The sequence below is a fragment of the Fibrella aestuarina BUZ 2 genome, assembly GCF_000331105.1.
GTDB classification, from domain to species: domain Bacteria; phylum Bacteroidota; class Bacteroidia; order Cytophagales; family Spirosomataceae; genus Fibrella; species Fibrella aestuarina.
Genome location: NC_020054.1, coordinates 6335938 through 6358081, shown reverse-complemented (window position 1 = coordinate 6358081; position 22144 = coordinate 6335938). Strand labels below are relative to the sequence as shown.

Annotated in this window: 22 protein-coding genes; 6 read left to right on the top strand and 16 right to left on the bottom strand. The window is 56.8% G+C overall.

Features of this window, described 5'->3' with window-relative positions; genetic code table 11:
* Positions 1-112: 112 nt before the first annotated feature.
* Positions 113-1033, bottom strand: a complete 921-nt coding sequence (locus FAES_RS26375) for a PfkB family carbohydrate kinase (RefSeq protein WP_015334256.1) — start codon at positions 1031-1033, stop codon at positions 113-115.
* A 137-nt stretch (positions 1034-1170) separates the two neighbouring features.
* On the opposite strand from FAES_RS26375, the gene FAES_RS26370 reads away from it, so the two are divergent.
* Positions 1171-2868, top strand: a complete 1698-nt coding sequence (locus FAES_RS26370) for a glycosyltransferase family 39 protein (RefSeq protein WP_015334255.1) — start codon at positions 1171-1173, stop codon at positions 2866-2868.
* 74 nt (positions 2869-2942) lie between these two features.
* On the opposite strand, the gene FAES_RS26365 is transcribed toward FAES_RS26370, so the two are convergent.
* The 3 genes from FAES_RS26365 to FAES_RS26355 form a co-directional block, all read right to left on the bottom strand.
* On the bottom strand, positions 2943-4034 hold the full coding sequence (locus tag FAES_RS26365) for an alkene reductase (RefSeq protein ID WP_015334254.1): 1092 nt from the start codon (positions 4032-4034) through the stop codon (positions 2943-2945).
* A 75-nt stretch (positions 4035-4109) separates the two neighbouring features.
* The gene (locus tag FAES_RS26360) at positions 4110-4394 is read right to left on the bottom strand and encodes an ArsR/SmtB family transcription factor (RefSeq protein ID WP_015334253.1); all 285 of its coding nucleotides are present in this window, start codon (positions 4392-4394) and stop codon (positions 4110-4112) included.
* Positions 4395-4585: 191 nt separating this feature from the next.
* Positions 4586-5047: a type II toxin-antitoxin system VapC family toxin gene (locus FAES_RS26355; protein WP_015334252.1), complete on the bottom strand. Its 462-nt coding sequence runs from the start codon at positions 5045-5047 to the stop codon at positions 4586-4588.
* Positions 5048-5292: 245 nt separating this feature from the next.
* On the opposite strand from FAES_RS26355, the gene ruvX reads away from it, so the two are divergent.
* The 3 genes from ruvX to FAES_RS26340 all read left to right on the top strand — a co-directional run bounded on the left by ruvX (position 5293) and on the right by FAES_RS26340 (position 7273).
* On the top strand, positions 5293-5706 hold the full coding sequence (gene ruvX / locus FAES_RS26350; protein ID WP_015334251.1) for a Holliday junction resolvase RuvX: 414 nt from the start codon (positions 5293-5295) through the stop codon (positions 5704-5706).
* 85 nt (positions 5707-5791) lie between these two features.
* Positions 5792-6370 carry a peptide deformylase gene (gene def / locus FAES_RS26345; RefSeq protein ID WP_015334250.1) on the top strand — a complete coding sequence of 193 codons (579 nt, stop codon included), beginning with the start codon at positions 5792-5794 and terminating at the stop codon, positions 6368-6370.
* 99 nt (positions 6371-6469) lie between these two features.
* The gene (locus tag FAES_RS26340) at positions 6470-7273 is read left to right on the top strand and encodes an amidohydrolase (RefSeq protein WP_015334249.1); all 804 of its coding nucleotides are present in this window, start codon (positions 6470-6472) and stop codon (positions 7271-7273) included.
* A 9-nt stretch (positions 7274-7282) separates the two neighbouring features.
* Here the strand turns inward: FAES_RS26340 and FAES_RS26335 are convergent, their stop codons facing one another.
* The gene (locus FAES_RS26335; protein ID WP_015334248.1) at positions 7283-8920 is read right to left on the bottom strand and encodes an amidohydrolase family protein; all 1638 of its coding nucleotides are present in this window, start codon (positions 8918-8920) and stop codon (positions 7283-7285) included.
* Positions 8921-9094: 174 nt separating this feature from the next.
* Between FAES_RS26335 and FAES_RS26330 the strand changes: the two genes are divergently transcribed.
* Entirely contained in the window at positions 9095-9580 is a 486-nt protein-coding gene (locus FAES_RS26330) for a hypothetical protein (RefSeq protein WP_015334247.1), read from the top strand.
* Here FAES_RS26330 and FAES_RS30850 read toward each other — a convergent pair.
* The 7 genes from FAES_RS30850 to FAES_RS26300 form a co-directional block, all read right to left on the bottom strand.
* Positions 9528-9929, bottom strand: a complete 402-nt coding sequence (locus tag FAES_RS30850; protein ID WP_374755364.1) for a DUF1016 N-terminal domain-containing protein — start codon at positions 9927-9929, stop codon at positions 9528-9530. The genes FAES_RS26330 and FAES_RS30850 overlap by 53 nt on opposite strands.
* A gap of 15 nt (positions 9930-9944) precedes the next feature.
* Positions 9945-10070, bottom strand: coding sequence for a hypothetical protein (locus FAES_RS30780; protein ID WP_015334246.1), 126 nt, complete (start codon positions 10068-10070; stop codon positions 9945-9947).
* Between the two features lie 30 nt (positions 10071-10100).
* The gene (locus FAES_RS26320) at positions 10101-10859 is read right to left on the bottom strand and encodes a hypothetical protein (protein ID WP_015334245.1); all 759 of its coding nucleotides are present in this window, start codon (positions 10857-10859) and stop codon (positions 10101-10103) included.
* Between the two features lie 114 nt (positions 10860-10973).
* The gene (locus tag FAES_RS26315) at positions 10974-12338 is read right to left on the bottom strand and encodes an OmpA family protein (RefSeq protein ID WP_015334244.1); all 1365 of its coding nucleotides are present in this window, start codon (positions 12336-12338) and stop codon (positions 10974-10976) included.
* Positions 12339-12404: 66 nt separating this feature from the next.
* Positions 12405-13040 (bottom strand): hypothetical protein, encoded by a 636-nt coding sequence (locus FAES_RS26310; protein WP_015334243.1) that lies wholly within the window; start codon positions 13038-13040, stop codon positions 12405-12407.
* 123 nt (positions 13041-13163) lie between these two features.
* On the bottom strand, positions 13164-15236 hold the full coding sequence (locus tag FAES_RS26305; protein ID WP_015334242.1) for a M16 family metallopeptidase: 2073 nt from the start codon (positions 15234-15236) through the stop codon (positions 13164-13166).
* Between the two features lie 93 nt (positions 15237-15329).
* Positions 15330-16826, bottom strand: a complete 1497-nt coding sequence (locus FAES_RS26300; protein WP_015334241.1) for a M16 family metallopeptidase — start codon at positions 16824-16826, stop codon at positions 15330-15332.
* Between the two features lie 199 nt (positions 16827-17025).
* Here FAES_RS26300 and FAES_RS26295 point away from each other — a divergent pair, with 199 nt between their 5' ends.
* A complete protein-coding gene (locus tag FAES_RS26295) occupies positions 17026-18342 on the top strand; it encodes a gluconate:H+ symporter (protein WP_015334240.1) in 1317 nt (438 codons plus the stop codon).
* On the opposite strand, the gene FAES_RS26290 is transcribed toward FAES_RS26295, so the two are convergent.
* The 4 genes from FAES_RS26290 to FAES_RS26275 all read right to left on the bottom strand — a co-directional run bounded on the left by FAES_RS26290 (position 18322) and on the right by FAES_RS26275 (position 21998).
* Positions 18322-18954 (bottom strand): DedA family protein, encoded by a 633-nt coding sequence (locus FAES_RS26290; protein ID WP_015334239.1) that lies wholly within the window; start codon positions 18952-18954, stop codon positions 18322-18324. The genes FAES_RS26295 and FAES_RS26290 overlap by 21 nt on opposite strands.
* 139 nt (positions 18955-19093) lie before the next feature.
* Positions 19094-19522, bottom strand: coding sequence for a ribose 5-phosphate isomerase B (gene rpiB / locus FAES_RS26285; RefSeq protein WP_015334238.1), 429 nt, complete (start codon positions 19520-19522; stop codon positions 19094-19096).
* Positions 19523-19641: 119 nt separating this feature from the next.
* The gene (locus FAES_RS26280) at positions 19642-20685 is read right to left on the bottom strand and encodes a tetratricopeptide repeat protein (RefSeq protein WP_041258425.1); all 1044 of its coding nucleotides are present in this window, start codon (positions 20683-20685) and stop codon (positions 19642-19644) included.
* The gene (locus FAES_RS26275; RefSeq protein WP_015334235.1) at positions 20682-21998 is read right to left on the bottom strand and encodes an ATP-binding protein; all 1317 of its coding nucleotides are present in this window, start codon (positions 21996-21998) and stop codon (positions 20682-20684) included. Before FAES_RS26275 ends, FAES_RS26280 begins: the two co-directional genes overlap by 4 nt.
* Between the last annotated feature and the right edge of the window lie 146 nt (positions 21999-22144).

The following is a 22144-nucleotide window of genomic DNA, read 5'->3' as shown; positions in this document are numbered from 1 at the left end:
CAATAAGAATGGCGCAGAGAAAACGAATTTCCCTGCGCCATTCTTATGTGTAAACTGATTGATAACGAGCCGAATGGCTTCGCACACTTAGCGCTAACCATTGCGTTCGAAATTACATCTCCACGCTGAACGCCGAGAGCCGGACGAATTGATCGACGCGAGCCTGAATCTCATCCTGGGTCAGGTTCAGGATGCGCTCGGCACCGAACTTCTCGACGCAGAACGAAGCCATCGCTGAGCCGTAGATGATGGCGCGTTTGAGGTTATCGAACGAGAGGTCGTCGGTTTTGGCGAGGTGGCCAATGAAGCCACCGGCAAACGTATCGCCCGCCCCCGTGGGGTCAAACACTTCTTCCAGCGGCAGGGCGGGAGCGGCAAAGATGCGGTCTTCGTGGAAGAGCAATGCTCCATGCTCGCCTTTCTTGATGATGACCGTTTTGGGGCCCATCGCCCGGATGCTGGCGGCAGCCCGCACGAGCGCATAGTCGCCGGTGAGTTGCCGGGCTTCTTCGTCGTTCAATACCAGCACGTCGACATCCTTGAGCAGGGATTTCAGGTCAGCATTGGCAATCTCGATCCAGAGGTTCATGGTGTCGAGCACCACCAGTTTCGGGCGGTTGGTGAGCCGTTTCAGCACCTGATGCTGAATGGCCGGGGCCGTGTTACCCAGCATGAGGTACTGGCAGTTCTGGTACTGATCGGGAATGATGGGGTCAAAGTTTTCCATCACGTTGAGCTGTACCTCCACCGTGTCGCGGCTGTTCATGTCGTTGTGGTACTTGCCCGACCAGAAAAACGTTTTTTCGCCCTGCCGGATCTGCAACCCGTCGACGTTGACGCCGTGGCTCACGAGCGTGTCGATCATTGACTGCGGGAAATCGTCGCCCACCACGGCAACGAGGTTATTGGTGGGGGTGAAGTACGAAGCCGACAGGGTAATGTAGGTGGCAGCGCCGCCGATGATCTTGTCGGTTTTGCCAAACGGAGTTTCCAGTGCGTCGAAGGCGACCGACCCCACGGTGAGTAAGCTCATGCTGTTTATGCTGAAAATGAAGCCGCAAAGGTACGTACGTGGACGATAGAAAGGTATGGCTTGCGGAGAGCCGATAAAACGGGCACAGCCTAACGATTGTTGGGATTAACCAGTATCGGGCCGTTATTTTACGGTGTATGCATCACGTATCTGATCCTGCGCGGTCTCACGCCACCGTTTCTGTTTCTTCGCCTCAGCCTGCCTTCTATTACCTCCTGCTGGGCCTTGCCGCCGCTATCTACCTCGTTTTTGCCTGTTATCGGCTTACGGGCATTCCGCTCGGCTACGACGAACTGCTGTTCTGCAACGCGGCGCTGGGCGGCGTCGACCCCGACCTGTTCAACTTTGTGAAGTGGGGCGACGTACCTATTCTGCTGATGGACTACATCGGGGCACTCAAAGCCTGGCTCTATTACCCGATTTTCAAGCTGTTTGGCGTGTCGATCTGGTCGATTCGCCTGCCAATGGCGCTGCTCACAATCGGGGGGCTATGCTGGCTGGCCGACCTTGTCCGGCGCGAATGGGGTTGGCTGATGGCGCTGGTGGTCGTTTTTTTTCTGGCCTTCGACGCGAGCTTTGTCCATTACACCCGCTTTGATACCGGCCCTAACGCCATCGAGCTGTTTCTCAAAATCGCGTCGATCGCCTTATGGCTGCGCTTTGTTCAAACAAGCCGGGTACGTTACGTTATATGGATTGGCGTGGTCTTGTTGTTGGGGCAGTTCAACAAACTCAATTTCATCTGGTACATCAACGCCTTCTACGTGGGGCTGGTGGTGGCCTACGGGCGCTGGGCGTTCGACTGGTGGCAGCAGGCACGACTGGCGAAACGGACGCAGGCTCTGCTGGCGATCGGAGGAACGTACCTGCTGGCCGTGGCGTATCTGCTCGTCGCTAACCGGCTGTTCGATGTATTTGGCCAGAAAATCGGCAACGAAAAAGGGCTGGCCGAACCCTTCTTCCGCGTCTTCGACCTGTTTGGCGACGTCATGGGCGGCTCGGGCTTGATGGTGTATACCTACTGGTTTGGCTTTGGCGGCTGGCCGCAGTGGCTCTTTTCCGTTCAGCCCATCGTGGCGACGTTACTGCTGGGTACGTCGGTGGTCGTGGCGGGTACGTTGCTGCTCCGCGCCCGGCTGATTGGCCCCCTAGCGGCGCAGGATCGCCTGTTTTTGTTCTCGACGGCCATTCTGTTTGCACTGCTGGCACAGATGTTTGTGACCGAACGGGCCCGCTATGGCTGGCACATTTTTGCCGTCTACCCGTTTGCTACGCTGTCCGGGCTGTACGCCATCCGGTGGCTGTGGGCACGTCTGCCTGGTCCGGCAACGGCATCCCGGATCGGCATGGGGCTGACGGTAGCGGGGTTGTTCGGGCTGGTGCTGGCCACGCAATTCTTTATGATCAAAGGCCTGCGTCGGCAGCCGTTCCTGCACGGGGCGGCGATCAACCAACTGATCGAGTATGCGCGCCCGCAGAACCAGAAATTCGTCATTGTGGGCGGGGCCTGCACCACGCAGTTGATCACGATGACACAACAGCCCGATAAGTATTACGAGCTGGCGTATCTCTTCAACGTCACGCACAAGTTCCTGACTATTCGGGCGAAAGACCATGCGGAATTTGCCCAAAAATTCCTGGCGAAACCGGGTGAATACCTATTTATCGACACGACCAACCCGATGAAACCCGGTGAAGTGGCCCGTTTTCGTGATTTCTATTGCCGCCCCTTCCTCGACATCGTAGCCGAGCATGGCCGACAGGTGGAGGTGGTCAAAGAAATCGACGGTCCGCCGGGGGGCGATGGCTATCGTATCTACCGGGTACGTCCCTGATTCACCACCTAGAGCACAAAAAAGGCCCGTCGCTTGCGACGGGCCTTTTTACATTTATTGGAAACGTACCTGACTTAGGCGGACACTTCGGCCAGGGTCGGGTAGTCGGTATAGCCTTTTTCGCCAGGCGAATAGAAGGTCGAGAAGTCGGGCTGGTTCAGGTCGGCACCGGTTTTCAGGCGTTCAACCAGATCCGGGTTTGAAATGAACGGACGACCAAACGCGACCAGGTTGGCGCGGCCACTTTCGAGGGCGGCTTCGGCCGTTTCGGCGGTGTAGCCACCGCTCAGTATGAGGGTACCTGTGTAATGCTCGCGAACAGCGTCAACGATTGCCGGGGCTACGGCTGGCGCGCCCATGCTTTCGTGATCGACGAGGTGCACGTACACCACGTGGTCGTTCAGTTGTTTGGCGAGGTAATGGTAAAGGGCGTCGAAAGCCGGATCGTAGGGCATGTCGTTGAACACGCCATAGGGCGAGAGGCGAATGCCTACTTTCTCCTTGCCGATGGCGGTCGATACAGCCTCGGCGATTTCCAGCGCAAACCGGGCGTTGTTCTCTACGCTACCGCCATATTCGTCGGTACGTTGGTTGCTGGTGCTGCGCAGGAACTGCTCGATCAGGTAACCGTTAGCGCCGTGCAGTTCGACGCCGTCGAAACCGGCTTCAATAGCGTTTTTCGAGGCGGTAACAAACTCCTGGATGGTGGCTTTGATCTGGTCAATGGTGAAGGCTTCGGGCGTGGGGTGATCCTGCATGCCCTGCTCATCGGTGTAAATCTGGCCGGCAGCAGCGACGGCCGACGGGGCCAGAATCTGTGCGCCTTCGTGCATATTGACCGGATGACCTACCCGCCCCGTGTGCATCAACTGGGCAAAAATACGACCGCCTTCCGCGTGGACAGCATCGGTTACCTGTTTCCAACCGGCTACCTGCTGGGCGGTGTAGATACCCGGCACCCGGGCGTAACCGTTTCCATTGGGCGACGGCGCAATGCCTTCCGTTACGATCAGACCGGCCGATGCCCGTTGCGCGTAATACGTAGCCATGATGTCGGTCACGTCGTGGCTCGCCGTGGCCCGGTTGCGGGTCATGGGGGCCATCACGATATGGTTAGAAAGGGTCAGATTACCCAATTGGGCAGGTTCGAAAAGCTGTGTTGCCATGTTGATTTGGTTAGTACGATTCGGATGGACAACCTATTTAAAGATTTAAAAGTTTGGATGTGTTGCTGAAAAATTTTAGCCGAGGTTTTTCAGAAACTCACCCAATTCCTGCAAAGCCGGTTTGTTAAGGCGCAGAAACAGGTTACGCCCTTCTTTTTGGGCTTCCACTAGCCCGCTGTCGGTCAGCTGCTTGACGTGGTGCGACACGCAGGGCTGCGAGAGGCCCGTCAGCTCCTGCACGTCGGAACTGGTCATGGTTTCCTGCTTGGCCAATTGCATCAGGATCGACAGGCGGTACTTGTCGGCGATGGCGCTGGTGGCTTTTTCAATTGAGCGCAACTCCATGTTGGTGTCAGTCATACTGGGTTAACAAGAATTAAAACTAGTATAATTCAACGAACGAACCGGCGCGGCGCAAAAATTGGTTAGGGGCGCAACGTATCCCTGTCCATCTGAAGGCCTTTCTGAGAAAATGACAAATGGGACGAAGCTGCCTCTGGTACGTTTATTCGCCGCCATTGTTTGAGGTGAAAACGAACCGTGACGCGATCTTACCAGATGACCTTCAATCCGCGATCAGCGTAATAGGGGAAGAGTGTATCCGGCGACACAACGGGTAGGTTCATGGTCAGGCCGTGAGCAATGATCATCCGATCGAACGGGTCTTTGTGTAGTTCCTGCTTGATACCCGTTATCAATGTGTTTTTAATCGTTCGCTGCCAGGGTTTACTAATGATTTGGTAATCGAACGTAGACAGGTAGTTGAGCGCCAGCCACTGCGTGTCCAGTAGCGTAATGCCCAGTGTCTGTAAGGCTTTCTGATAAAACGTGTCGAAATCGGCGTTCAACACGATGAGTCCTTCGCGAATATGATTAGCCAGCTCCCACATGCTGACTACGCAGACATAGACCGTATCGGCTTGTTCGATTCGCCTACGGGCGGCTGAAGAAAGTGCCTTCTGGTTACGGGTGAGGTAATCTAACGTGATCGTATCAAGAATGAGCTCATCCATTAGAAGCTATTGTCCCCTTCGCCCGTATGGATATCCTTGTCCCAAATACCCTCAGGACTCTTACCGAAAAATGGTAACAAGGACGAGTTATCCAGACTGCGTTTTTTCTTCGGTCTGGTTGTTTTATCTGGTTCGCGCACGGTAAGAGGCTTGGGTGCTTTCATAATCCGAATAACAGCTAACTCAATATACAAAGTTACGAAAAGAAGTCGCTAATCGCCTTTCGCCGTACCTTTGCCCACACTATGGCGCGACTCGTGGCGATTGATTACGGAAACAAACGGACCGGCCTGGCCGTTACGGACCCGCTGCAATTGATTGCAACGGCGCTCGAAACGGTGCCGACCCACACGCTCATCGACCGGCTGAAGGCCTATGCGGCGGCCGAGCCGGTAGAGGGGTTTGTGGTGGGGTGGCCAACCAATACCGATGGTTCCGACACCGACACGACAGCGGCGGTGCGGGGGCTAATTAAAAAGCTTAAAACGGTGTTTCCCGAGCAGACCGTCTACCAGCACGACGAGCGGTTTACGTCGCGGATGGCCTTGCAGGCGATGATCGCCGGTGGTACGAGCAAAAAAGACCGTCGCCAGAAAGGGGCCATCGACATGGTCAGCGCGACGATCATTTTGCAATCATTTATGGAAAGTAAAAAATAGGTTTGATGGTTGCTGTTTAGCGGTTGACGTTGTTGCCAGAGCAGGAACGCCAACCGCTAAACAGCAACCATGAAGCACAAGTGATATGATTCTCCCAATTGTAGCCTATGGCGATCCGGTTCTGCGGAAGCGCGCCAAAGAGATCGAGAAAGGTCAGGTTGATGTGAAGACGTTGGCCGACAATATGTTTGAAACAATGTATGCCGCTTCGGGGGTGGGCCTGGCCGCGCCGCAGGTTGGGCAGAGCCTACGGCTGTTTGTGGTCGATGGTACGCCCATGAACGAAGACGAAACGCCCGATGATGACGAGTTCGACCCGTCTCTGGTGGGGTTCAAGAAGGTGTTCATCAACCCCGAAATTCTGGAAGAAGACGGCGACGAATGGGCGTTTGAAGAGGGCTGCCTCAGCATTCCCGGCATCCGAAACGATGTGTACCGCCCCGAATTCATCAAGATCAGGTACGTCGACCTCGACTGGAACGAGCATGTGGAAGAATACGACGGCATTGCTGCCCGGATCATTCAACACGAGTACGATCACCTCGACGGCAAGCTCTTCACTGACTACATGTCGCCCCTGAAACGGCAACTGCTCAAAAAGCGCCTCGCCGACATCACCAAAGGCAACGTCGACGTGGAATACAAGATGCGTTTTTCAAAATGATGTACAATGGATAATGTACGATGTACAATGAACTAGCAGGTCCACTGCTTACGCGAAAGCCCATTATACATTGTTCATTGTACATTATTCATTGCCTCTATGCACCTAACTCTCGTCCAAACGGCCCTTCACTGGCACGACCCGGTTGCGAATCGGGCGATGCTTGAGGAGACGCTGTTCAACCTGCCCGAGCCGACCGATCTGATTGTGCTGCCCGAAATGTTCACGACGGGCTTCACGATGGACGCGGCGGCGGTGGCCGAACCCATGAACCTGACCACGTTTCGGTGGCTGCGGCAACTGGCGCAGCAAACCAACGCGGCCATTACGGGCAGTTACGTGGTGCAGGAGGGAAGCAGCCGGGAGGGGGGCAGTCGGCAGTTTTACAACCGGCTGGTCTGGATGGAGCCCGACGGTACGTTTGCCACCTACGACAAACGCCACCTGTTCAGGATGGCGGGGGAAGAGAAAACGTACACGGCGGGTACGTCGCGAATGATACGTACCTGGCGTGGCTGGCGCATTTGTCCGCTCATCTGCTACGACCTGCGGTTTCCGGTCTGGAGCCGTAATCAGCTCATTGCCCCCGATCAACTCGACTACGATCTGCTGCTTTATGTGGCGAACTGGCCCGCGCCCCGCCAAACGGCCTGGGACGCGCTGTTGCAGGCCCGCGCCATTGAAAATCTCAGCTACGTGGCGGGTGTCAACCGCGTAGGCACCGACGGCAACGGCCACCCCTACACAGGCGGCACGGCCCTGATTGACTTCAAGGGTGAGGTGCTGTTCCGACAATACGATACCGAAGTGGTGCATCAACAAACACTTTCACTCGACGACTTACGCGCCTTCCGCGCCCGCTTCCCCGCCTATCTCGACGCTGATGCATTCACAATTGAGTAAGATTGGTACTCATTGCTTGCCTGATCCTTGCTGGGCGGCTTTGGGAGCAATGCCCGGCTGCGTGATCTCGAAATTCTCTTTCTTTTTGGCCTCAGCTACCAACGCTCGCACATCGGCGAGTAGTTGTTTGGCGTCGTAGACTACGCCGTCTTTCACCGTGTAGGTCACGCCGCCGACGCGCTCGACTTCGTTTTTCTCGTTGAGGTGAATGGCTCCGGTACCATACAGGGTTTTCAGGTTGGCGAGCGGGTTTTCTTTCACGATGACGAAATCAGCCAGTTTCCCCACTTCCACCGACCCGATCTGATCGGCCATGCCGAGCGCTTCCGCCCCTTTGATGGTGGCGGCCCGCACCACTTCGAGCGGATGAAAACCGGCTTCGCGCAGGAGTTCCAGTTCGCGGATGTAGGCAAAGCCGTAAAGCTGGTAGATGAAGCCCGAATCGGAGCCCGCAGTGACGCGTCCACCCCGGTTTTTGTATTCGTTGATGAACGCCATCCAGAGCTGGTAGTTTTTCTTCCAGGCCACTTCCTGCTCGGTGCCCCAATTGTGCCAGTACGACCCGTGCGAGATGCGGCTGGGGCCGTAGAAACGCCACAGGCTAGGCAGGGTGTAGTCGTCGTGCCACTCGGCGCGGCGGGCGAGCATCAGTTCGCGGTTGGCTTCGTAGATGTTGAACGTTGGGTCAAGGGTGAAATCGAGGGCGATGAGTTCATCCATCACCTTGTTCCAGCGGTCGGTGCCGGGTTTGGCGGCCTGTTGCCAGAGGTTGCCCGCCTCCTCGAAACGGTTCTGCTCGTTGTTGTAGTTGTAGGTGGCGGGATAGTCCTGCACGGTCCGGTCGGCGAAGAGGGCTTCGGGTAGACCATACCAGTGCTCCATCGTGGTCAGACCGGCTTTGGCGGTAGCCAGCGCGTTCATGCGGGCCACTTCCAGTTGGGCGTGGTGGCAGGCCGAGCGAAGGCCTAATTTTTTGTTTTCGTCCAACGCCGCCCGAAAGACGCCTGGTTCAGCCCCGAAAAACTTGATGCCGTCGGCACCCCGTTCGGCGTTCTGACGTACCCAGGCGCGGGCCTGGTCGGGGGTGGTGATGGGGGCTTTGCTACCCTGCCCGAATACCGTGTAGGCTTTGATGCGCGGGGCCACAATCTCGTTGCGGTCGCTTTTGGCGCGGTGTTCCAGCACCCAATCCAGCCCGTTACCCGCCGACGGGTCGCGGATGGTGGTGATGCCGTGGCCGAGCCAGAGTTTAAAGACGTATTCGGCATTGGCTCCCTGCGCCTGTCCGCCAATATGCCCGTGCATGTCCACGAACCCCGGCATCAAATACATGCCGTCGCAGTTGAGTTCCTGATCGCCCGCCCCCGCTTTGGGCCGGCTTTTCGGATCGATAGCCACGCCGGGGTAGCCTACCTGCTGAATCTGCGCGATGCGGTTCTTTTCCACCACAATATCCACCGGCCCCATCGGTGGCGCACCCGTGCTGTTGATGAGCGTGACGCCCCGGATGATGAGCCGGTTATACGGCCCGCCCCCTTCGCCGCTCTTGCGCGCCGGTGCCTTCTCGACCTGCGCCAGGGTGGAATGAAAGATGAAAAAGGTAAGATGAAGAAGGAGCGCTGTGAGAGGCAGTGAGGGGCGGCGCATGGGGGAGGCGATTTGTGGGAAATGCAAGATAGCACACGTGGCGAAAGGCGCATCAACACACGGGCAGTTGGCTAACTTTATGTAGCTAGTCTGCTACCAATCAGCTACTTTGCTAAGGTTATTGCTTAACGTGTTCCCCGTTCCAATCAACTTTACGTTTAACGCAACTCGTCTATGAAACGCTTACTCTACCCAATGGCTTTTCTGCTGGCGATGGCTGGCTGTTCATCACCCGCCGACTCGACGGTGTCGCCCGCCACCTCGCCCGATCGGGGCCGCCGTCTGGCAGGTACGTACGAGGTGAATACGATTGAAATGCAGGCGGGAACGTACCCACAGCAAGTGATTCAGTACCCAATCCTGCTGAATGGCAAGCCGGTGCTGTCGTCGCAGATCAAGGTGGAGCGCAAAGCCGAAAACCGGATCGACCTGACCGTCTCGACGGTGATTGATAAGTCGGTGTTTCAGCAGGGGGCTGCCGTCGAAAATATTAGTTACCAGCAGGAAATGGAGATTCAAACCAACGGTAACGGGTACGACCTGTATGGCAAAGGCCGGAAACTTGCCCGCTTCGACGACAATGCCTTTGTGGTGAACATAGAAGAGATCAGCAAAAGCGGCGAAACCGTCCGCATGGAACTGAAAGCCAGCAGGCGGTAGGCGCATGCCGTAATGCGTTGCACCTCCCCAACCCCGGTTCGTGCAATCCCGACTTGATTTGCAGGCTCAACACATCGCGTGACCAGCCGTTTTCCAGCGCTTTAGCAGTATAAAAGGCCCGGCTCTCTGACGAATTTACTTTGTCCAGTAAAATCACATGGTGCGCCCACGGTAATTGGGCAACGGGCCGTTGCCCAATTAAGAAGTCAGGATAAGTCGCTGCAAACTGCTTCATGTACTTGATGTTGCGATGTGACAAACCCTTCATCTCAGGAAACTCACGTTGCAAATCGGCTGCTAGCTGTGCTGTCACTTTATCACCCCACTGCGCCACTTTCTGGCGTTCCAGAATAGCAATACCTAGTTACCAGTAGAGGTGTAGTAGTTCGGCGTTGGCGGCCAGGGTAGCGCGCAGGCGGGCCTGTCGAATGGCTGTCTTAAGATCGGCCAATAGGTGGCCGTAGTCGTCGGTGTGATGGGAGGGGGGCATAGGTGGGAATCGATAAATGGGCACTTTGTACTACTCCGTCACTTCCTGTGCGCCCATCGTTTCCAGCAGGGTATGCCAGTAGCGCGTGACGGTAGGGTTGTTTTCCTTGGCCGACGCCGTAGCCGCAAAGGGCAGGACCAGTCGGACGCTCGGCGACCCGATGGCGTACTGCTCACCGAGCTTCTTGGCGTCGGCTTTGGCCCAATCGTCGGCTTGTTCGTTGCTGGCGGGGGGCATTTTGTGGAAATCACGCCGATCGGCCCCGCTCATGCTCTCGACCATATCACTGAGGTAATAGGCACGTACCTGACGACCCGACTCATCGGCGCGCGCCAGCACGTCGAGGCTCCCCCAGATGTCGGTATGCTGGTTGGATTTGTTGGTATTGGCCTGATCGAGTTTGGCCAGTACCTGCCGCTGAAGCGTCGCCTGTTCGCGGGTCAACTGCAATTCATAATCTGACTGGGCGGCTTCGCGGTCGGTGGGGCTGGCGCCTTCTACCTCGGGCAAAGGGGTACGGGCCGTCAGTGAAAGCGCACGGGCTTTGGCCGTGTTGTCGTGAATGAAATACACGACAACCTTGTCGCCCTTCTGATGCACATTGTCGGCGATGGCTTCCCGGATCACCCGCTCATAAGTAGCTCTGGCACCTTCCAGGCTGCTGTTGCTAAGGCTTTTGTCGATGAAAAATACCGTGTAGCTGGGTTCGTCGGCAGCGGCGGCCGGGCGCTCTTTTTTATCCGAACAGGCGGCGAGAAACAGGAGCAGAACAAACGCGAAACGAGGCATACGCAGAACGAGGCCGCCGCCAGGGATAGCTGCTGACGGAGCCGGGGACTATACCTAAAACCGAACGACAGGGCTTTGAGTTGCCTCAACCCGCCTTAGACAATAGCCTGTCTATCACTGACGAATGAATTCAACGCGGCGATTATTGGCCTGACCTTCGGGCGAATCGGCCCGGACAGCGGGCTGAGTTTCGCCCTTGCCATCGGTGCTGAGGCGGCTGGCATCGACCCCAAACTGGCTGGCCAGCACGGCCCGCACGGCTTCAGCCCGACGCTTCGACAGCGCCATATTGTCGGCATCACTGCTTTCCGTGTTGGTATGATCGACGATCAGCACGCGGATGGTGCGGTTCTCATTCAGCACGGCCGCAATGTCGCGCAGGGCTCCGTTCGAGTCGGGTTTGATCTGGTCGCTGTTGGCCTTGAAATGAATACCCCGCGTCACGAATTTGCCTTTGTCGAGCAGTTGCTTGCGGGTGTTGGGGGCGCCCACGGCCAATTGCAGGTTGCTGAGGTAATAAAACTCGTTGGGCTGATGCGTTTCGCCCAGCGCAAAGATGATCGACGAATAATCGACTTTGGGCTGGAACGCGTGGGGTACGTCCCAGATTTTTTCGTCGTTGATGTACACGCGTAACCGCTCCTGCTGCCGCGACACCGATACGCGTACGAGGTTTCGCCCTTTGGTCATGAACGACTGCACGGCGACTTTGTTAGTCAGGCGTTCGTCGCGCGGAGCGATGATGTGCAGTTCGCTGTTGCCGTTCTGCCCGTTGGTGTCGTAGGGATGCAGCGTGAAACTTACCCCATGCCCGCCTTCGGTGCGGCCGTAGGTCCACTGTGCAAATTCTTTGGCCGGTTTTTTCATCGCGACAAACGCCGTCGAGAAGGCCGTTGAGGCGGCGGTCAGCTGCGTAGAGCAGGCCAGATTGAACTGCAGGGTAAATTCCTCTGGCAACTCGGTAACGCTTTCGGGCATGTACTGCCCCTGCTTGCTGAGGGCAAGCCACTGCCCCGGAATGTTGCGGATTGTGACGACTTCGCCCGTGCTGTTGGTGTTCCAGCCCGCCGGGAAATCGCCCAGTTTAGTATGCTTGAAATCATCGGCCAGGATAATGGTGGTGGCTGGTACAAAATCGAATTGACTATAGGGGCCCGTGGCGCCCGTGCCAGGTACGTACCCAACCGAACTGCCCGATGTCGCCGGACGAGTCTCCGTTGGGCGGGTTTCGGTTGGATTTCGGTTCGTGGTTGGGCGCTCAGCCGGTGGAGCCGACGGACTATTGGGTTTCTTGGCCGACTTGCTGGTGACCTTGTCTTCCGCCTTTTTGATCCCCCTGTTGATTTCTTTGTTCACCCGGGTGTTGATGCCCGACTCTACCCGCCGTTGCACCACCTTCGTTGGGTCGTTGATACGGATCTGGGCCTGCATGACCAAAGGCAGGGCCACAAAGCTGATAACGCAGATGATGATCTTCATGCCGAATCAGGTGTTTTATAAGACAACGAAATTCCAAACCTATAAGGTCTTGGAGACCTTATAGGTTTACGAGTGGCCGCCAAATTCCCAATCTTCTCCTTTAGGCGGCGCTAAGGGCTGTTGATGAAAAGCAAGGAATGCCTCAAGCGTACCAAACCAGTCGAGTACCTGGTTGCGCTCTAATTGGGTGGACTTTGTGCTGCCAATGGCCAACAGGGACGAGTAGGCCCAATCGGTGGCCGTCTTACAAAAACCGTGATGAACGGGATTTCGATGAATGTATGCCAGTAAGTTCGTAAAGTAAGTCTCCTCCGTGATCATCTTCCGGCGGACGTAATCCACAAACAAAGCGCCACGGCGCGCATACCGACGATTGATCGCTTTGGCATAGCCGTTACACAAATTACTGAATTGTTGTATGACAAAGGCGGGGTAGTCGGGTGGATGAGGCGAAAAAGAACGTACCTGCTTTAGTTGCCTGTAATGGCTCAGCAAGGCGTCTTCCTCCCGAGTCTGTATCAGGAAATGGAAATGATTAGGCATCAGGCAATACGCGTAGGTACGTGCCACGGGAGTGATGTAGTCAGCGTAGCGCTTCAAAAAGTACAAATAGTTTTCGTGTTCCCTGAACAGGTTATCCTCGCCGACAGCGTGGTTATATACGTGATAATAAGCACCGGGTAATAGCGGTACGTTGTACATAGTTGATTGTGTTGTAGTTACGGTGTGGGGTACAAAAAAACCTATAAGGCCTTGGAGACCTTATAGGTTTGAAATCATATGGAGTAAAACCTATAAGGTCTCCAAGGCCTTATAGGTTTAGGATTAATTCACCGTGAAGTCGGCATCGCTCAAGCTTTTGTTGATTTCGACTTTATCTACAGTGAGCGTCATCTTCATGGGGCCCATCGGCTGGATCATCGTGTAGGGCACTTTGATGCCGTTGACATCTTTGTAGTCGGCGTAATCGACGGCTACGGCGGTTTCGCCCTGCGGCCCGCGCTGCATCGAGATTGTTTGCAGTTTCAGGCCCGTGTTTACGTCGTACAGGTTAGTCCAGGTGGCGCCACCGGGCGTGCTGTTTTTAATCCGGTAGGCATCTTTCCCGTCGACTTTCTCGGTGCCCTCCAGCACGCTGGTGACCTTGTTGTCGGCGAAATAGAGTTCGGGGAACATCCCGGCCTGAATGGTCATGTCCAGGTCTTTGCCTTCGAGATTCTGGCTGCGGCCCTGCATGGTGCGGCTGGCGGACTTCCCGTCGCTGACCGTTTTCATCATTTCCTGCCCCGACACCATCACCGACATAGCCGACTTGTTGGGCACTTTAGCTTTGCGGATCATCGTCACCTTCTGGCCCTGCATCTCGGTGCTCATCTGCATGGTCATGTCCTGCACCTTCGAGAGCGCCTCTTTCCCACCGATGGCCGCCAGGTATTTATCAATCACCTGCTGAGCGGTCAGGCCAACGGGTACAGCGGCGGCCGCTTTGGGCGCCTCCACGCGATTACCCTTGGCATCGTAATACTCGATGTCGCCAAACCGCTTCAGCTTGTCGGCAATTTCGCTCGCCTTACCCACCACCACGATCACCGCGTTTTCGGGTTTAATGAACTGCTTACCAGCCGTTGCTACGTCGGCTTCGGTGATGGCGTCGACATACTTCAGGTAGTTGGGGAAGAAGTCGGCGGGCAGGCCATAACGGGCCGTGTTGATGGCGAAGTTGGCGATGGTCTGCGGGTCTTCGAGCGTGAAGATGAAGTTGCCGCCAAACGCGTTTTTCGTCTGCTTCAACTCGGCGGCCGTTACGGGCGTGGTGCTGATGGCCTTCAGTTCGTTCATAATTTCGGCCACAGAACTATCCGTTACGGCGTTGCGCACGCTGGCACCCGCCCGGAAGCGCCCAACCAGCCGGTCGCCCGACAGGCTCGAGTAAGCGCCGTAGGTGTAGCCGTGTTTCTCGCGCAGGTTGTTGAACAGGCGCGCCTCCGAACCACCCAGAATGTCGTTCATCACGCTGGCCAGAATCGTTTCCTGCGAATAGGGTTTCAGAGCCACGGGATACCCCACGCTGATCACCGACTGCACCGACGACGGACGGTCGACCAGCGCAATTTTGGTTTTGCCAACGGCTGCCGGCGCCGGGTACGTTGGCTTGGGTACGTCGCCACGCTGCCAGCTGCCAAAGGCTTTCTCAACTAACGTTTTGGCCTGCGCCGGCGTGATGTCGCCCACTACCGCGAGGTAGCCAATATTGGGTTTGAAATAGGTATTGTAGTAAGTCTGCACATCGGCCAGCGTCACGTTGTCGACGGTCTCTTCCGTCTGCTGCTCACCATAGGGATGGTTCTTGCCGAACATCACCACGTTGGCCACCTTTGTGGCGATGGCGTTGGGGTTGTCTTTCTGCGATGCCAGCGCCGATTTGGTTTGCTTTTTCAGCTTGTCGAGTTCGGCCTGCGGAAACGCCGGGTGCAGCACCACGTCCGACATCAGTTCGAACAGCTTACCCGCGTTTTTGCTCAGCGACCGGCCAAATACGCTGGTGGGCGAGGTGCTCAGATCGGCGCCGATGAAGTCGATTTCTTCGTCGAGTTGGGCTTTGCTGCGAGTTTTAGTACCGTTGCGCAGGAGTTGACCGGCGAAGCTGGCCGTTCCCACTTTGTTGCCTTCCAGCAGCGGCTCCCGGTCGAGCACCAGGTTCACGGCTACGCGGGGCAGCTTGTGGTTTTCGACCACGAATACTTTCAGGCCGTTGGGCAGCGTGAACGTTTCGGGGTTCCCGATTTTGATTTGCGGCGCGGGCGCATCCGCGGGCAATTTGCTCCGATCGAGCGGAGTCTGGGCAAACGCGGCTGTGGTTAGCAGCGAAAGGCCCATAATGGTCTGTTTGAGTGTCATTTGTTTTGTGGGTTTCCCTCTTCGCCCTGAAGCTCTGCCGTAGGCATGTTGCTACGTCAGCAAGCTCCCTTCGCGTCTGGGTGGGGGATTGATCTATTTGCCTTTACCGGTGTCTTTGCCTTCGGCAGCTTTCGGCAGGTAATACAGCACCACCCGATTTTCGGGGCGGAGATACTGGTTGGCTACTCGGCGGAGGTCTTCCTTCGTCACCTTGTTGTACCGGTCGATTTCGGTGTTGATCAGGTTGGCGTCGCCGTAATACATCTTGTAGTTGGCGAGGTTTTCGGCCACCCCGAAGATGCGGGCGTTCTGGTTGACGAAGTTCGTTTCGATCTGGTTTTTCACCTTCGTCAGTTCGGCGTCGGTGACGAGGTCTTTCTTCACCCGCTCCACTTCCGTGTTTACCGACGCTTCCAGCTCGTCGGGTTTAACGCCCTGGTTAGCGATGGAATAGGTCAGAAACAGGCCCGCGTCTTCGTTGGCGACGGGGAAGGCCGCCGACTGAAGGGCTTTCTGCTGCTTATCCACAATCTCCTTGGTCATACGTGAGCTTTCGCCCCCGGCCAGGATGGTCTGCAATACCTCCATCGCGTAGGAATCGGGGGTGCCCTGCGCGGGGATGTGGTAGGCCTGCACCACGGCGGGCAGCGTGATGTTGTCGTAGATCGTGTCGCGGACTTCCTTCGTTTGCGCCGGTTCTTTAATCGACGGGCGGTAAATCGCTTTGGTACCCTTCGGAATTTCGGCGAAATACTTCGTTACCAGCGTTTTGGCTTGCGCGGGATCGATGTCGCCCGCAATGGACAGGATGGCGTTGTTGGGTACGTAGAAATCCTTGTAAAACTGCCGGAACTCGTCGATGGTGGCGGCGTTGAGGTGTTCCAGCGAGCCGATGGGTGCCCACTGATAGGGGTGCTTGGTATAGGCGTGCTTCAGCACTTCGGTGAAAATCGAGCCGTAGGGCTGGTTGTCGATGCGTTGCCGCTTCTCTTCCTTCACTACCTCGCGCTGTGTTTCCACGCCTTTCTCGTCGATTTTGGCGTGCAACAGCCGCTCCGATTCGAGGTACAGGCCCAGTTCGAGCTTGTTGGAGGGCATCACCTCGTAATAGAACGTGCGATCCTGGCTGGTGTTGGCATTCAACTGGCCACCGTTGCCTTTCACAATCTTCATGTACTCGCCCCGCTTGATGTTGTCGGAGCCTTCGAAAAGCAGGTGTTCGAAAAAGTGGGCAAAGCCGGTGCGGGTGGGCTGTTCGTTTTTCGAGCCAACGTGGTACATCATCGTGACGGCCACCAGCGGGGTGCTGTTGTCCTGATGCAGAATCACGTGCAGGCCGTTGGGCAAATCAAATTCCGAAAATTTGATGCGGCCCTGGGTGGTGGTTGCCGCCGTTTTGGCCCCGGCGCTGACGACCGCCTGGGTAGGCGTCGGCTTCGCTTTTTTGGGTTGCGCCTGCGCGATAAGTTGACCGCAAACGCCTGCTGCCAGCAGCAGTACTGTACGTTTCATGAGTAACGGTTTTGGTATGATGAAAGGGCGACCGACTGGCAAACCGACCCAAAACCGGCCAAAGTTGCCTATTCGCATCGCCGACAGGGTATAAAAATACAATTCTGGCGTTACATACCACAACGTAGCGGTGCGGGGATTACACGAAAGGAAAGGGGACCGGTTGAATGGTGGTTGGTTGTCGATTTGCTGACCGCGATCGATAAGGCTTTCTACTTACGGTTACCAATTGGTTTCTATTCCGGCCAGTGCGTATAGTCCGATCCAGTCCATCGCCATGTCCCTCCTAATTACCATCCTGGGTATCACCGCGTTGGTGGTACTGATCTCCTACGCCCGGCTCCATGCGTTTCTGGCCTTTCTGATCGTGTCGCTGGGGGTGGGGTTGGCCCTCGGGATGACGCCATTGGCTATTGTCGAATCGGTACAGAAAGGCATCGGCAGCACGTTAGGGTCTATTCTGGGTATTATTGCGCTGGGGGCTATGCTGGGAAAGCTGGTCGCCCAGAGTGGCGCGGCGCAGCGGATCGCCACCACACTGATCGGCTGGGTGGGCACCCACCGTATCCGTTGGGCTTTTATGCTGACGGGCTTCATCGTGGGCTTGCCCCTGTTCTATTCAGTGGGGTTTCTGTTGCTGGCGCCGCTGGTGATCGCGGTGGCGCATCGGTATCGGCTGTCGGCGGTGTACGTGGGCATTCCCATGCTGGCGTCGCTGTCGGTCACGCAGGGCTATCTGCCGCCGCATCCGGCGCCGCTGGCCATTCTGAAGCAGTTCAACGCCGACATGGGCAAAACGCTGTTTTACGGCATCATCGTGGCCATTCCGGCCATTCTGGTGTCGGGTATGTTATTCGGGTCAACGCTGAAACGTTACACGACGTCGCCCAATCAGGCGTTGATTGCGCCCGAGCTCACCGACGAGCAGATGCCGGGTACGTTGGTGAGCTTCCTGACGGTGCTGCTGCCGATTCTGCTCATCAGCGTCAGTACGTTGGTAAGCCCGTTGCTGGCCGAGGGGTCGGGTGTCAGGCAGGCGCTGCTTTTTGTGGGCGAACCCATCGTGAGCATGCTGCTTTCGGTGTTGGTGGCGCTGGTTACGCTGGGCCTCAAGCGTGGCAAATCGATGGCGGAGGTGGCCGATCTACTGGCCGATTCAGTGAAAGAAGTAGCCATGCTCTTCCTGATTTTTGGCGGGGCGGGCGCGCTCAAACAGGTGCTGGCCGATGCGGGCATCAGCCAATCCATCGCCGACCTGATGCAACACGCCTCGCTGCACCCCTACGTCATTGGCTGGGGCATTGCTGCCATCATCCGCGTCTGCGTGGGTTCATCGACCGTGTCGGGCATTACCACGGCCGGTATTGTACTGCCCTTACTGAAGGAATCGGGCGTCGACCCGAACCTGATGGTGCTGAGCATCGGCGCGGGCAGCATGATGTTTTCGCACGTCAACGACACCGGCTTCTGGCTGTTCCGCGACTATTTTCAGCTTTCGATGGTCGACACGATCAAAACCTGGTCGATGATGGAAGTACTCGTGTCGGTGTGTGGGCTGGTCGGCGTGATGGCGTTAAGCGTGTTTGTGGGGTAAGGGGCTCAGCTGTTGCTTAGGCTCGGCCAGCAAACCCGCGGTTGACGCCTTGGGGCTGGTGCTGGGTTGTTGGTATAGCTTGTATAGCGTCCACGCCGTTCCCAAACCCAGCAGGCCGAGAATCACCAGCTTGTCATGTTGCCTGATCTGACTGTACAGCGATTCGGCGTAATGGGCGATGCTATTGCCCGCCAGCGCGACCACAACCGCCCAGACAATGGCGCTCAGGCCGTTGATCAGCAGAAACCGGGAACGCGAATAATTGGCCAGACCAAGCGACGCCGGAATGAAGCCGCGCAGCCCATACAAGGCCCGGTAGCCAAACACGAGTCCCGCTCCGTAGCGATGCAGGAGTGTCTGCACCCGCGCAAACCGCTGTTGCCAAGCGGGGCGTTTACTGATGAAGCCCGAACCGTACCGATGGCCGAGGTAAAAGCAAAGCTGCGAGACGGCAAACGATGACAGTGCCGCGATTCCTATGACAAGGGGTAGCGAGAAATAGCCCCGATGGGCCAGATAGGCGGCTACGATCAGAAAGGCTTCGCTTTCAAGCATCACCCCCACAAAGAGGATTGGGTAGCCGTAGGTAAGCATTAACTCCTGGAACGACATAGCTGGACGAGTTTTTCATAACGTACCTAGCCAAACATCCGCGCCCCCCTGGTGTTTATTTTGTTAGCGTGGGGGAAAGGGCAGGGATGGCAGAGATAGTGAGCTTAGCTATTTACCCTGCCATCCTCGCCCCTTGCCCCTACGCGTCGAGTTTGTCGATGCGGGCCTGATGGCGGCCACCTTCGAATTCGGTGGTCAGAAAAATATCGACGATGCGCAGGGCGAGATCTTCCGGAATCATGCGGGCACCCATCGACAGCACGTTGGCATTGTTGTGCTCGCGGGTAAGGCGGGCCGTTTCTTCGCTCCAGCAGAGGCCGCAACGAATACCTTTCAGCCGGTTGGCGGTCATAGCCTCGCCGTTGCCCGAACCACCAAACACAATAGCGCGGTCGGCCTCGCCGTCGAGCACAGCCTGCGCCGCCGGGCGGATGAAGTCAGGGTAATCGACCGGGTCGGGCGAGAATGTTCCTTTGTCGATAACGGTATGGCCAGCCTGCGTGAGGTGAGCTTTGACGAGTTCCTTGTAGCTAAAACCAGCGTGGTCGGTGCCGAGGGCGATGGTCATAATCAGGTTGTTGGTTAATCTGTTTTCTTATGAGCCAGCGTTGGGTACGTTGTCAGGTACGTTACCCGGCGTCTGGCCCGGCAAAGTACGGTAGAAATTGGCTATTGGGTAGCGATAACCTAGCGAAGCCCTTGAAGAACAACCACGGTGCTTATGGCAAAAAAAAGCCACAAAGCCAGGCATTGTAGCCGATTACGCCATTTATCCCGTTCCGATAGAATGATCTGCCCCACAGGCGTAAACTCAACTAACACCCGGCACATAAAGTATATGCCCAACGTCGGGATGAGCATTAGCAGACAAATACCCAACAGTGACGTAACAAGGTTGATGCCCCGACTACTGGCTAAGTCAATCAGTCCACGCGCCAGCATAGGAACTATCACTACCAGACCCAGCGCCCATGATTCGGGAACGCGCCTGAATGGCCAGAGAAGGGCTCGCATGAGTGGTTGCTGTAGCGTGAGTACATGTTGCAAACTATTGACGATGTATGGTTGGTAGCTGGGGTCGAGTTGAAGAGCGTCGAGCAAATGTTGCTGAGCTTTCGCTGGCTGGCTTTTTTTGGCATAGATCTCGCCCGCCAGTAGTCGGATCGTTGGGTCACTGGGAGCACGGGCAACGGCCTCTTCGACGACGGCCTCCCAATTGGGCACGGCCATATCCAGCAGGGGCGTGATGGGCTTACGTGACGACGGTTGCCAGCAGGCCAGCAAGGTCAATTGCTCTTCTTGCGCATAAGCGCTGTCGGGGTCGAGTCGGCGGGCCTCCTGAATAGCCGACCAGGCGTCAACGAACCGCCGCTGTTGGCGCAGTAACTTGGCGTCTATAACATAATGCAACGAACTGTTGGGATATGCCGACAGCAACTGCTGGTTGATGGCATCGGCTTCAACCTGCTTCCCGCTGTTTATCAAAATCACGACAAAGCGGTGCATCGCCCATTCATCTGTGCTTAAATAAGGTAGCACTTCATCGCGGAACAGTTGCTCGGCCTGGCCAAACCGACCTAGCTTGGCCAGGCAAGCGGCCATGTCGGCGAAAATCTCGGCGCGTTCGGTGGCGTCTTCTGCCTGAGGAATGGCTTCAGTGAAAACGGGCAGGGCCTGCTCATACCGGCCTAACTCCACCAGCAGGTTGGCGCGTTCGTGGGGTTGGTTCACAGCCACTTTTGTGCTTTCATGTAGGCAAGCACTCCCTCATACTGGCTGGCCTCGTGGGCGTAAAGCGCGTAATTTTTGGCCGAGGCAAACCACTCCCGAACGCTGGGTTTTTGCGTTTTAATCACCTCCAGCAGGTCGCTGGTCGACAGAGGTACGGCCTGCCCGCTTTTAAACGCCTGAAGCAGCTTGCCCTCCACGGCCCGGTCGATCACCGCTTTCAGGTCTGCCCCCGAATAGGCCTCCGTGCGCTTGGCGAGCGCGGCCGTATCGATGCCGGTGTTGGGTACGTTGCGCAGGTACAGGGTCAGGATGGCCTCGCGGGCGGCGGCATCGGGCGGCCCCACGAAGATCAGCCGGTCGAAGCGGCCGGGGCGGCGAAAGGCACTGTCGAGAAACCAGGGTGAGTTGGTGGCGGCCAGTACCAAGATACCCTCGTTGTCGTAACGAACGCCATCGAGTTCGTCCAGAAACTGATTGACAAGCGTGCGGCTGGCACTGTGGCGCAGGTCGTTGCGGCTGGCGCCGAGCGCGTCGACTTCATCAAAAAACAACACACTCGGGGCCAGCGCCCGCGCCTGCTGAAACAGGTCGTGCAGTTTTCGTTCGCTATTGCCCAGATACAGGTCGAGGACGTCGTTGAGCCCCACCGAGATGAATGCCGCGTTGATTTCGCCCGCGGTGGCCCGTGCCAGGTACGTCTTGCCGCAGCCCGGCGGGCCGTAGAGCAGGATACCCCCACCTGTTTTCTTGCCGTACGCCTTGTATAGGTCGGGTTTGGTGAGCGGGAATATGATCTTCAGCGCGATTTCGTCTTTTACCGCATCCATGCCACCTACATCGGCAAACCGGATGGCCGGGCGCTCAGCATCCAGCGCAAACGAGTCGCTAGGAACGTCGTTGACCAACAGCGGAGTGTCGGCGGGCTGCTGGATATTGGCCAACTGTTCATCATAGAGGGTGTCGTCTAGCTGCCGGGCCCGTTGATAATGATGTAGCGCGTCGGTCTCCTGTCCCTGATCAAGCAGCAGACGAGCCAGATGCAGGTGGGCCGTGGGCTGATCCTGCTGCGCGAGTTCTTCCAGCAACACCAGCGCCGCCGACGTTTTACCATTCTGCCCGAATGCCCGAGCCAGCCCCAGCTTCAGAGGTACGTCGTCGGGTTGCAGGCGCAGCGCCTCCCGGTAGGCCTGTTCCGCCTCGGCGGGGCGGTTGGCACTCAGCAGGGTTTCGGCGAGTAATTGACACAAGACTGGGTTGTCGGGCGAAAGCTGAACGGCCGCCTGGAGGCTATCAATCTGACTCTGAGCATTCATAGGTATACAAAAGGGAGCTGCCAAGGTACATGCAATATGCCGACTTTTCGATTACCCTCGTCTCCTGCTCATATCGATTGGTCTGCACGGTGTCAATCGCCCGGCAGCAGGTTCCGAAACGAGGCGCGCGTCATTACGTACAGCGA